Annotated in this window: 9 protein-coding genes; 3 read left to right on the top strand and 6 right to left on the bottom strand. The window is 62.8% G+C overall.

What is annotated here, in order from left to right; translation table 11 throughout:
* Nucleotides 1-108 precede the first annotated feature (108 nt).
* Nucleotides 109-1554, bottom strand: coding sequence for an aldehyde dehydrogenase (gene aldA / locus J2W46_RS17070; RefSeq protein ID WP_310355168.1), 1446 nt, complete (start codon nt 1552-1554; stop codon nt 109-111).
* A 270-nt stretch (nt 1555-1824) separates the two neighbouring features.
* Here aldA and J2W46_RS17065 point away from each other — a divergent pair, with 270 nt between their 5' ends.
* Nucleotides 1825-2994 carry a porin gene (locus J2W46_RS17065; protein WP_310355166.1) on the top strand — a complete coding sequence of 390 codons (1170 nt, stop codon included), beginning with the start codon at nt 1825-1827 and terminating at the stop codon, nt 2992-2994.
* Between the two features lie 12 nt (nt 2995-3006).
* Here J2W46_RS17065 and J2W46_RS17060 read toward each other — a convergent pair whose 3' ends face one another.
* From J2W46_RS17060 to nirB, 4 genes are all read right to left on the bottom strand, one after another.
* Nucleotides 3007-3495 carry an MgtC/SapB family protein gene (locus J2W46_RS17060; RefSeq protein WP_020065982.1) on the bottom strand — a complete coding sequence of 163 codons (489 nt, stop codon included), beginning with the start codon at nt 3493-3495 and terminating at the stop codon, nt 3007-3009.
* A 129-nt stretch (nt 3496-3624) separates the two neighbouring features.
* Nucleotides 3625-4308, bottom strand: coding sequence for a type IV pili methyl-accepting chemotaxis transducer N-terminal domain-containing protein (locus tag J2W46_RS17055; RefSeq protein ID WP_310355163.1), 684 nt, complete (start codon nt 4306-4308; stop codon nt 3625-3627).
* A gap of 131 nt (nt 4309-4439) precedes the next feature.
* Nucleotides 4440-5807: an MFS transporter gene (locus J2W46_RS17050; protein ID WP_020065980.1), complete on the bottom strand. Its 1368-nt coding sequence runs from the start codon at nt 5805-5807 to the stop codon at nt 4440-4442.
* A 202-nt stretch (nt 5808-6009) separates the two neighbouring features.
* Nucleotides 6010-8550: a nitrite reductase large subunit NirB gene (gene nirB, locus J2W46_RS17045; RefSeq protein WP_310355161.1), complete on the bottom strand. Its 2541-nt coding sequence runs from the start codon at nt 8548-8550 to the stop codon at nt 6010-6012.
* On the opposite strand from nirB, the gene J2W46_RS17040 reads away from it, so the two are divergent.
* Both J2W46_RS17040 and cobA read left to right on the top strand, forming a co-directional pair.
* Nucleotides 8527-8652, top strand: coding sequence for a hypothetical protein (locus tag J2W46_RS17040; protein ID WP_256972226.1), 126 nt, complete (start codon nt 8527-8529; stop codon nt 8650-8652). The genes nirB and J2W46_RS17040 overlap by 24 nt on opposite strands.
* A 663-nt stretch (nt 8653-9315) precedes the next feature.
* Complete coding sequence (gene cobA / locus J2W46_RS17035; RefSeq protein WP_310355158.1) at nt 9316-10095, top strand: uroporphyrinogen-III C-methyltransferase; 780 nt, start codon at nt 9316-9318, stop codon at nt 10093-10095.
* Between the two features lie 27 nt (nt 10096-10122).
* Here cobA and J2W46_RS17030 read toward each other — a convergent pair whose 3' ends face one another.
* Nucleotides 10123-11007 carry an MOSC domain-containing protein gene (locus tag J2W46_RS17030; RefSeq protein ID WP_310355156.1) on the bottom strand — a complete coding sequence of 295 codons (885 nt, stop codon included), beginning with the start codon at nt 11005-11007 and terminating at the stop codon, nt 10123-10125.
* Nucleotides 11008-11308: the final 301 nt, after the last annotated feature.

Here is an 11308-nt window from a genome sequence, read left to right as displayed (position 1 = left end):
ATGTTTTGTTATGCGAGGCAGCGCTTCGCTGTCTCTGGACGAAGCAAGGCAAACGCACGCCGTGCCTTGCGGACTGCTATGCACGGCGCGGCGCGCGCCGGTTCGGCCTTAGTACTTCATGACGACGAGACGGGTCTGCGTGAATTCGAGCATGCCGTGCTTGCCGTCGTCGCCGCCGAGCCCCGAGCGTTTCCAGCCAGCGTGGAAGCCCTGATACGGATCGGCCGGCGTGCGGTTCACATAGAGTTCGCCGGCCTCGATACCGTTGGCGACTTTCATCGCGTTGCGGTAGTTCTCCGTATAGAGCACTGAGGACAAGCCGAACTGGTGATCGTTGGCCATGTCGAGCGCTTCGTCGAGCGTCCGGTATTTGACGACCGGCATGACCGGACCGAACGTCTCCTCCTGCACGATCTCCATGTCCTGACGGCAGTTCGACAGCAGCGTGGCCGGATAGAAAAAGCCCTTGCCCTCGGCCGACGCAGGCAGCTTGCCGCCCGTTTCCAGCGTGGCGCCGGCTGCAATCGCCCGCTCGACCATCGCGTGGATCGACTGACGTGACGCTTCATTGACGAGCGGTCCCATCAGCGAAGGTTGCTCGCTGCGGTCGCCGAATTCGACCGCGCTCATATGGCGTTTGAGCAGCGCGACGAAGCGGTCGTGCACGCTTTCGTGCACGTAGACACGTTCGATCGCCGTGCAAAGCTGTCCGCAATGCGTGGTCTTCGAGGCGACCAGTTCACGCGCGGCTCTTTCGAGATCGGCATCGGCCTCGATGATGGCGGGCGTCTTGCCGCCCAGTTCGAGCGACGGCTTGGCGATGTTCTCCTTGCAGTACTCGAGCACCTTGCGGCCCGCGCCGACGCTGCCCGTCAGCGTGATCATGCCGATCCTGGGATGCTTGCAAAGCGCCTCGGCAGTCGCATGGTTCATGGCCAGAATATTGACGACGCCCGCGGGCAGGCCGGCCTTCTCGACTGCCTTCGCGATTTCGAATGCGGAGGTCGGCGTGTTGTTGCTCGGACGAACAACCACCGTGTTGCCGGCGATCAGCGCAGGCGCCACTTTGCGCATGAACGTATAGACCGGATAGTTGAACGGAATCAGGCACGCGACCACGCCGATCGGCTCCCGGTGCAGCACGAGGTTTTCATCGGGCGAATCGCTTGGAATCACCTCGCCTTCGATGCGGCGCGCCCACTCTGCGTGGTAACGCGTGATCTGACCGGCGTAGACGGCTTCGCTGGTCGCGTCGGCGACGCTCTTGCCCGACTCCAGCGCAAGCGCGGCGCCAATGTCCGGCGCGCATTCGGTCAATGTGTCGGCGAGCTTATGCAGATACGCGCCCCGCTCCGCGGAAGGCAGCTTGCGCCACGCCTTCTGGGCGACCGCCGCGGCGTCGACTGCGGCAATGACGTCGGCGTGGCTCGCGGCCGTGACGTGCGCAATCAGCGCTTCGGTGGCGGGGTTGTAGACGCCGATCAATTCGTGATCGGCAGAACCGGCGGCGGGTTCGAGGAAACGGCCATTGGCGAAGTTCCGGTCGAGTCGCATGTTTGTCTCCTTCTTCTTGCTGTGCGGGAAGCGCATGGCCAGTGGCATCCGGCTACATGCGAAAGTGCATGAACGGAATTTTTGTCTGGGTCAGGACCGGCCACAAGCGAATAATTCGCGGGACAAACATTCGAAAAAATCACGTTTATCCAGGGATGTGCCTCATTCGAGAACCGGTTCACGAATTGCAGAATCCGGGCTTCGCCAAAAAGCAGCGGCCGCGCCGAGCCTCGGCTACACGCCGCTCATTACCAACGTCTGGAGCTCTCGATGATAAAAAAGACCTTGTCCGCCACCGCTACCCTCAGTGCCTTCGCAGCCCTTGCGTCACTGGCCGCTCCGTGCGCGTTCGCACAAAGCAGCGTGACGCTCTATGGCGTGCTCGACGAAGGTCTCGACTACACGAACAACGCCGGACACGGCGCAGTGTGGGAAATGGCAAGCGGCTACGCGCAGGGCAGCCGTTGGGGCCTGAAGGGTTCCGAGGATCTGGGCGGCGGCATGAAAGCCGTGTTTCAGCTGGAAAACGGCTTCGACGTGAACTCCGGGCGGCTCGGCCAGGGTGGCCGCATGTTCGGCCGGCAGGCATACGTGGGATTGAGCGACAGCCGCTTCGGCACGCTCACGTTCGGCCGCCAGTACGATTCGGTGGTGGACTACCTCGCGCAGACCACGGCTAACGGAAACTGGGCCGGCTACCTGTTCGCGCATCCGTACGACAACGACAACACCGACAACTCGTTCCGGCTCGGCAACAGCGTGAAATACACGAGCCCCGAAATAGCGGGCCTGCAGTTCGGGGGCGTCTACAGCTTCAGCAACGACACCAACTTCGCCAATAACCGCGCGTACAGCTTTGGCGCACAGTATGCAACCGGCGGTCTGCTGATCGCGGCGGCCTATTTGCAGGCAAATAATCCCGGCATGGGAGCAACTGGCGCGATCACCGCGAACGACGCAAGCTTCATCGCCGCACGCATGCGCGTTTTCGGCGGCGGCATTAACTACACGTTTGGCCCGGCGACCGTCGGCTTCGCTTATACGAACTCCACGTATAAGAGCCCGACCGGCAACGGCTATATCGGCATTCCGCTCGCCGCGCCAGGCGTCGAATTGAACACGCTCAAGTATCAGAACTTCGAAGTGAACGGCAAATATCAGTTCGCGCCCGCATTTTTCGTCGGTGCTCAGTACGTGTACACGATCGAGAACTACGATGCATCGTCAGGCAGCGTGAAGCCGAAAATCCACTCCGTCGGACTGATGGCGGACTACAACGTGTCAAAACGCACAGACGTCTATGTGCAGGGCGAGTACCAGAAGGTCACGGGAGACTCGACCCATTCGATTCTCGACAATGCGTTTATTCCCGGTGTGCAGGCGCCTTCGTCGACGGGCACGCAGGTCGCCGTGCGCGTTGCGCTGAGGCACAAGTTCTAACGCACGGTCTCGCTATTTGCTGTCGGGCATGTTGCCTTTCACAAGGCGTGCGCTCGACAGGATCAGCAACGCAATCACCACGCTGAGGATCGCCGTGGCCTCGCGTCCGAGGCCCGCGGCCACACCGACGCCGGCGCTAAGCCAAAGGCTTGCCGCCGTCGTCAGGCCGCGCACTTCGCGCTGCGCACTGAGCTTCATGATGGCGCCCGCGCCGAGAAAGCCGATGCCGGACACGAGTCCTTGCAGCACGCGGCTCATGTTGTCTTGTGAGAAGCCGGCCTGCAGCGGCACGACGACGAACAGGGCGGCGCCCACCGCCACCATCATGTGCGTTCGCATACCGGCGTCGCGCTGCGACATTTCCCGCTCGAAACCGAGCACGCCGCCCAGTATCAACGCGAGCCCGAGACGCATCAGCACCTGCGTTACATCGGCTGGATCCCCGAGATCTGAGAATTCTGCCTTGGCCGTTGCCCACACGGCCTGCCATCCACTGTTCATGTAATTGCCCCGACGTTTGAGAAAACGCCAAGCATAGCCGGGATGAGCACGCGTGGGCAGGTGGGCCGAGATCAGCGATCAGTGTTGAAGCGCTGCGCGTTGCGCGAACTCCGTATCACGCATGACGTATCAGGCGCCCGAGACTTTCTTCACGAATGCGCTGACTACTGCCTCCAGTTCCTTCGTGATCGAAGTCATGACACCGGCCACGACCGCGAACTCGCGGCCGGTCACGTTCGTGCGGCTTGCCACGATCTGCCCGTTGAAGGACACGATATGCGCTTCTTTCGCGATCGACTTGATGCGATCGATCAACTGCTGCTGCTCTTTCTTCTGGGCACGCGCAATACGGCGGCTTTCCTGTTCGTAGACCGCCGTGACGCCATGTAAGTCGCCGAGCAACGGGTCCGCCGACGCGATCAGGACTTCTAGAGCACTTTCGGCGTTCGAAGCCTCGCGCGCAATGGCGTCGAGCGCCGCCTGAGCCAGGGCGATGAAGTTCGTGATCCTCTTCTCCACGTGTCCGCTGCTGCTACCGCTGCCGCTCCCATGAAAAGCCTCGCGCAGAGCGGGCGAAAAGAGTCCCGGCAGACCATCGCGGCCTTGCACCAGTGCCGCGTGACTGTCCGCGAAGGTGCGCAACGTCTCCTGCGCGATGGCGAGCGCGCCGTCGCTACGACGCAGCGCGAGCATCGCCTTGAAGACGATGCGCTGCGAAAGCATCCGTTGACGTCCTGCCATGTTGATCAACGAACTCAACACTTCGCTGGACACGTCCACTTGCGGCGGGAGCCGTTCTATCGTTGTGAGCATATCTACTTCGGAAGATCCAGATCGGCGGGTTGCGCCGGCGTGCTGTTGCTTGCACGTCGACGCGTCCGTTGGCGCGCCCGTTGATACGTCCGTTGATGCGCTGAGTGACTGCTTTCCGTTAGCCAGATGCGTTACTCGGTTGCATGAGCGTGCATCACGCCCGATTGCATCGACCACGCCATCCACGGCCGGCGCAGCGCGACGATTGCGACAAACGCACACGCGGCCAGCGCGCCGAAGGTGGCAAAGCCCATCTGATATGAACCGGTGCTTTCCTTCGCCATGCCCATCACGACAGGCAGATAGAAACCGCCGATGCCGCCCGCCGCGCCGACGATGCCCGACATCAGGCCGGTGCGGCCGGCCCAGCGATGCGGCACGAGCTGGAACGTCGCGCCATTGCCGAGGCCAAAGGCCAGGTACAGGCACAGCAGCAGCGCAATGCCGCCCGCGAGCGTCGGCATGACCGCGGCAAACACGAAGTCGCACACCGAGATGATGGCGAGCAGCACGGTCAATGCGCGCACGCCGGAGACCTTGTCGGCGATCAGGCCGCCAAGCGGACGCACGAGCGCGCCGGTCGCGGCGAGAAGCGCCATGAAAAGACCCGCGTCGATCTTCGACAGTTGATAGAGGTTGGTGAGCAGCAGCGACACATACGAGGACATACCCACGAAACCCCCGAACGTGATGCTATAGACGAGCATGATGACCCACGTGTCGCGCTCCGCCAGCACCGCGCGATAGCGCTTGGGCAGCACCGCAATGGCAAGCAGCGCGCCGATTACTGGCAACAGCAGCACGCCCGTTTTGCCCGAACCGAAAATGCCCGCTTCGACCAGCAGCACGAGCACGATCAGGCCGACAAGCGTCACCACGAAGCTGCCGAATGCGCGCAGGACGCTGCCCGTCTTCACGCCGGAGTCGTTTGCCCAGAAATACAGCGTGATGCCTGCGATAGCGAGCAGAGGCAACGCACCGCCCGTTGCAGTCTGCCAGCCGTAGTGAGTCGCGAGTTGCGGGAACAGGAAACCGTCGAGCACCGCGCCGATGTTGCCCGCGGCGGCGAGTCCCAGCACGAGACCCTGTACCTTCGGCGGATAGTTGCTGCCTGCCATCGGCAATGCAACAGCAAAGCTCGCACCGCCCACGCCGAGGAACACGCCCAGCACCAGCAGCAGCGTGTACGACGGAACGGACGGCAGCAACGGCAACACGATGGTCGGCACCGCCGACAGCAGCACGCCGAGCAACGCAATGCGCTTGCCATGCGCCGACTGATAGAGGTTGCCGAGCGTCACGCGCAAGATCGCCGCCGACAGCACAGGCACCGCGACGAGCAAGCCTTGCTGCGCCGGGGTCATCGCGATGCTCTTGCTGATGAACGGCGCGAGCGGGCCATACAGAACCCAGACCGTGAAGCCGGTATCGAAATAGAGGAAACACGCTACCAGCGCGCGCCAGTCTCCACTCTTAAGGGAGCTCATCACGTTTTTCATCAGACATCCTCACTAAACTGATTTTCGACCATCCGGCTCACTGCATGCTTCGCCACGCACCGGAATGATCACTATGTTGAAACCCGCACTATTCATGCAACGTCCATGCCATGCGGGTCCGCTTTTCGATGCAGAACTACGTGCTCGTTGAAGCTTGAATCTGATACGCGCCAGCGAGTACGCGAGCCATGGCGCCAATGAATCAAACGGTTTCCACTACGACGGGAATGGCGGCAAGCTTCGATTGACGTTCACCGTGTGTCGCCGGGCGGATCTGCCCGCGTTCCTCGACGAAGCGCACTGTGCTATCGGACTCGTCGCTGTTGACGAAATGACGGAAGCGCTTGCGCGTTTCGGGATCGGTCACCGCCTTCTTCCACTCGCATTCGTAGGTGTCGATCACGTGCTGCATGTCCGCTTCGAGTTCTTCGGCCACGCCCAGGTGGTCGTCGACAACCACGTCGATCAGATACTGGAGGCCGCCTTCGAGGTTCTCGCGCCACACGCTGGTGCGTTGCAGACGGTCGGCGGTGCGCACGTAGAACATCAGAAAGCGGTCGATGTAGCGCACGAGAGTTTCGCGGTCGAGGTCTGAGGCAAGCAGTTCCGCGTGACGCGGCTTCATGCCGCCGTTGCCGCACACGTACAGGTTCCAGCCCTTGTCCGTCGCGATGATGCCGACGTCCTTGCCCTGCGCTTCCGCGCACTCGCGTGTGCAGCCCGAGACGCCGAACTTGATCTTGTGCGGCGTGCGCAGGCCCTTATAGCGGTTCTCGAGTTCGACTGCGAGGCCCACCGAATCGCCCACGCCATAGCGGCACCATGTCGAGCCGACGCACGACTTCACGGTGCGCAGCGATTTGCCGTACGCATGGCCCGACTCGAACCCCGCCGCGATAAGCTCTTCCCAGATGAACGGCAGTTGCTCGACGCGCGCACCGAACAGGTCGACGCGCTGGCCGCCGGTGATCTTCGTATAGAGGCCGTATTTCTTCGCAACCTGCGCAACGGCGATCAGACCGTCGGGCGTGACTTCGCCGCCCGCCATGCGCGGCACGACCGAATATGTGCCGTCGCGCTGAATGTTGGCGAGGTAGTAGTCGTTGGTGTCCTGCAACGACGCGTGCTCTTTCTTCAACACGAATTCGTTCCAGCACGACGCAAGAATGCTGGCGACCACCGGCTTGCAGATATCGCAACCGAGACCATGGCCATGTTTCGCGAGCAGTTCGCCGAAGCTGCGAACGCCTTCCACGCGTACGATGTGATACAGCTCCTGGCGCGAATACGCGAAGTGCTCGCACACATGGTTGTTCACCGCGAGGCCCTGCTTCTTCATCTCGGCCTTCATCACCTGCGTGACGAGCGGCACGCAACCGCCGCAGGAAGTGCCCGCGCTAGTCGCGCATTTGAGCGCGCCGATGTCGGTCGCGCCCGCGCAAACGGCGGCGCACAGGTCGCCCTTCGACACGTTGTTGCACGAGCAGATCTGCGCGGCGTCCGGCAGCGCGTCGACGCCGAGTCCCGGCTTCGCCTTGCCGTCGCTTTGCGGCAGGATCAGAAATTCGGGCGACTCCGGTAGCTCGATGCGGTTGAGCATCATCTGCAGCAGCGTGCCGTACTCGGTTGCATCGCCGACCATTACGCCGCCCAGCAGATACTTGCCGCATTCCGAGACCACGAGCTTCTTGTAGATCTGCTTGCGTTCGTCGCTGAACTGATACGCGCGGCTGCCCGGCGTATTGCCATGCGCATCGCCGATGCTCGCGACGTCCACGCCCATCAGTTTGAGTTTGGTGCTCATGTCGGCGCCCACGAATTCGGCGGGCTCGCCCAGCAGTTGCCTCGCGACCGTGCGCGCCATGTCGTAGCCGGGCGCGACGAGGCCGAACAACTGGCCGTTCCACAGCGCGCACTCGCCGATTGCATAGATGTGCGGATCGCTCGTGCGGCATGCGTTGTCGATCACAATGCCGCCGCGCGCGCCGAGCGTCAGGCCGCTGTCGCGCGCCAAGTCGTCGCGCGGACGAATGCCCGCGGAGAACACGATCATGTCAGTGTCGAGATACGTGCCGTCCGCGAATTGCATGCGGTGCGTGCCCGCTTCGCCGTCGACGATCGCCGTGGTGTTCTTCTGCGTGTGCACCGTCACGCCGAGTTCTTCGATCTTCGTGCGCAGCACGCGGCCGCCGCCTTCATCGACCTGAACCGCCATCAGGCGCGGCGCGAATTCGACCACATGTGTTTGCAGACCCATGTCGCGCAGCGCCTTTGCGCATTCGAGGCCCAGCAGTCCGCCGCCGACCACCGTGCCGGTCTTCGAGCGCGCGCCGCATTCCTGCATCGCCTCCAGATCGTCGATGGTTCGATAGACGAAGCAATCGCTGCGCTCGCGTCCCTGCACCGGCGGCACGAACGGATAGGAGCCGGTCGCGAACACGAGCTTGTCGTAAGGCAGCGTCTCGCCAGTCGAGACAGTCACGGTGCGCGCGGCACGGTCGATCGAGACAGCCTTCGCGTTGAGCTTGAGCAACACGTTCTGGCGTTCGAAGAAGCCCGGTTCCACGAGCGAAAGATCGTCCGCCGTCTTGCCGGAGAAGAATTCGGAGAGGTGCACGCGGTCATACGCCGGACGCGATTCTTCGCACAGCACCGTGATGTCGAGGCCGTGCGCGGCGTCTTGCGCCAGACACTCGACCAGTTTGTGACCGACCATCCCGTGACCGATAACGATGATTTTCATGACCGCGGCTTCCTCAATGTGCTGGGCATCGGTCGCCGCCATGCCGTCATCGGCAATGCGGCGCCGGAAATAAAAACGGCGTCCCGCGAACCCAGTCGATGACTGAATTCGGGGGACGCCGTTGTCCTGACCTGGTACTGCGGCAAGTGCCTCGTGTGGCGCTCGCGGCGGATCCACGTTGATCCGATGGCGGGACTAAATGCAAGGGCTGTGCCAATCGCATGCGATGTGCGCGTGCGCCCCACCGCACGGGGCTTCGTGCAGCATTGCGCGGGTGGTCGGCGAACCACGCCCGCGACGCATTTCGATGCAGGCCGGCACAGCGATGGTGCGACGCAGCACTTTGCGCGTGCCAAAAGCGGGCGCGTGGGCGGTGCAGAAGAGTCCCGCACGAGGAGCGCTGTGACGGCGTCGCGCTCTTTTAATCAGCGGGTGGCAGGCCGTCTGCGACGTGTTTTAACACGCATCGCCGAAGCTTCGGCTCGACCGAATGCTTGCCGCCACCGTCGCGCCTTCGCATGTTGGCCTGCTCCTTGCATCGGCATTGGGCGTATGAATGCCGCTCCGGCGACGCAGCCGGCGCATATCGACGGCATCACCTGGCAGACACAACGCAGTGCCTCGCCAGATTGCGAATCCAGGAGCGGCAAATCAGCAGCATCGGACAACGGCGTCCCCTCGTGATCATCACGGGCGGACGCCGTTTTTGTTTGGCGCCGGCGGAAACCTACGCGCCGGCCACAGAGAGAAGCTAAGGACATCACGATGAACACGAACTCCGGCAAGGTCACGTTATTGAGCGCAGGTCCGGGAGAACTGGATCTGCTCACCATGCGAGCCGCGAAAGCCCTCGCCGCTGCAGACGTCGTCCTGCTCGACGACCTGGCGAATCCCGAGATCGTCACGCTCGCGCCGCAAGCGCGCGTGATCCGGGTCGGCAAGCGCGGTGGCTGCCGTTCGACACCACAAGCGTTTATCGAGCGCCTGATGCGGCGTTACGCGCAAAAGGGGCTGCACGTGGTCCGCGTGAAAGGCGGCGAAGCGCTGCTATTCGGCCGCGCCGGTGAAGAGCTCGCGACCTTGCGCGACGCGGGGATTCCCGTGGAGATCGTCAATGGCATCTCGTCGGGCTTCGCTGCCGCGGCGGGGCTCGGCATTTCGCTCACGCATCGCCGCCATTGTCACGGCGTCACGTTCGTCACCGCGCATACGGAAGATCACGGCGAACCGGATTGGGCTGCACTGGCGGCAACGCGAACGACGCTCGCGATCTATATGGGGATGCGGCGTATTGGCAGCCTCGCCAGCGCGTTGCTCGCGAGCCTGCCTGCCGAGACGCCGGCTGCGGTCGTTCAATGGGCTGGCGGCACTAATGAGCGGCGCTTGCTGACGCGCCTCGACCGCCTCGCGGCCGACGCCACAGACGCGGGCTTCGGCAGTCCTGCAGTGATTCTGATCGGCAACGCGATCGGTGAAAGTATGGAGACAGACTGGGCGCAACATGCGTCATCGCACGGTGACGCGGCGCATGCTCGCGCCGCGTGAATGTGATGCAAGCGGTCGCACGACTCACTAGTCGCCAAAGCCCAGCTCTGCTTCGACTGCCTGGCCGACGCGCAGCCACGCGCCCGCCCCGCTCGTCACTAGCGCGTTGTTGCCGAACGTGACCGCGCCGTTTCGCTGCGGGTTTGCACGATAAACGCTCATCGTGTCGGTCGGTTCGTTCGGCCAGTCGGCATCGCGCTCGCCCTTTGCCTGGTCGATGGTCGGCATCGGGCAGCGTGCACACAGTTTGACGAGACGCAGTTCGACGCCTTGCGCGCTATCCGAATTCGTGTCGTCCGCCCTCAGCGTTTCCACATAGTCTTCCTCGTAAGCATCGAGCCCGCTTAACACCACGTTTGGACGGAACCGATCGATCGGAATGGACGGCGCGCCCTTCGCATTGAGGCGCGTGTTCAGGTCGTCGAGCGACGCCTGGCCGATCACGAGAACAGGGAAGCCGTCGGCGAAATGCGTGGTAGCGCGACCCACACTCTCCGTATAAGCCGGATCGACAATGCGCTCGCGCTCAGGATCGGAGCGCAACAGCCGCACCGGCGTGCCGAGAAATTCGGAGAACCACCTCGCGCATTCGTCGCCAGTGTCGAGTCCATAGGCTGCGTCGCGCCATACCGTGGTCGCGACGCTGGCCGCCGTACCGAGCCGCGCGGCGTCGAGCGGCGTACGCAATTCGCTCATGCCTGGCGCGCGAATCACCAGGTCCTGCGCGGCGATCTCGACCCTGATCAGCGCCATGCGTGGATACGCGCGCTGCGTGAGCATTGCGCCATTCGAATCGACGGCCATCCAGCCGCGATCGTATTCGAGACCTGTGGACAACACCCGCGCTTCGTTTAGCGCGATGCCCGCGCAGGATTTGATCGGATAGACAAAGAGCTCGCTAATGGTCGGCATGATGTGGGGCGTGGACGTTGGATTCGCGAGCGCCGGATCACGCACTCGCTCGTTTTTTATGGCAACTCCTGAATCAACGCACGATTGTAAATCGGTTCGGCACTGTGACCGTGTTGCAACGGCGCTGCCGTGCGTCGGAATTGGGCCGTTTTGCGTCGGGTAATCCCGCATGGCGCTCTGCTGATGCGCCGCTCGACGCCGGTCATGACAGATGATCCCCGAAGACGCCGCCGATGGCGCCGCTGAACGATGGCGTTTCTTCGCATCGCGCTTGGACGTAGAATCCCCAATCAAGCTGATT

Source organism: Paraburkholderia strydomiana, assembly GCF_031456815.1.
In the GTDB taxonomy this organism is placed as follows: Bacteria; Pseudomonadota; Gammaproteobacteria; order Burkholderiales; family Burkholderiaceae; genus Paraburkholderia; species Paraburkholderia caledonica.
This window is presented reverse-complemented; position numbering and strand designations above follow the sequence as displayed.

What these genes read in the sequence shown, in the direction of transcription:
- aldA (WP_310355168.1), bottom strand. Translation starts at nt 1,554, where the DNA reads ATGCGACTCGACCGGAACTTCGCCAATGGCCGTTTCCTCGAACCCGCC.
- J2W46_RS17065 (WP_310355166.1), top strand. Translation starts at nt 1,825, where the DNA reads ATGATAAAAAAGACCTTGTCCGCCACCGCTACCCTCAGTGCCTTCGCA.
- J2W46_RS17060 (WP_020065982.1), bottom strand. Translation starts at nt 3,495, where the DNA reads ATGAACAGTGGATGGCAGGCCGTGTGGGCAACGGCCAAGGCAGAATTC.
- J2W46_RS17055 (WP_310355163.1), bottom strand. Translation starts at nt 4,308, where the DNA reads ATGCTCACAACGATAGAACGGCTCCCGCCGCAAGTGGACGTGTCCAGC.
- J2W46_RS17050 (WP_020065980.1), bottom strand. Translation starts at nt 5,807, where the DNA reads ATGAAAAACGTGATGAGCTCCCTTAAGAGTGGAGACTGGCGCGCGCTG.
- nirB (WP_310355161.1), bottom strand. Translation starts at nt 8,550, where the DNA reads ATGAAAATCATCGTTATCGGTCACGGGATGGTCGGTCACAAACTGGTC.
- cobA (WP_310355158.1), top strand. Translation starts at nt 9,316, where the DNA reads ATGAACACGAACTCCGGCAAGGTCACGTTATTGAGCGCAGGTCCGGGA.
- J2W46_RS17030 (WP_310355156.1), bottom strand. Translation starts at nt 11,007, where the DNA reads ATGCCGACCATTAGCGAGCTCTTTGTCTATCCGATCAAATCCTGCGCG.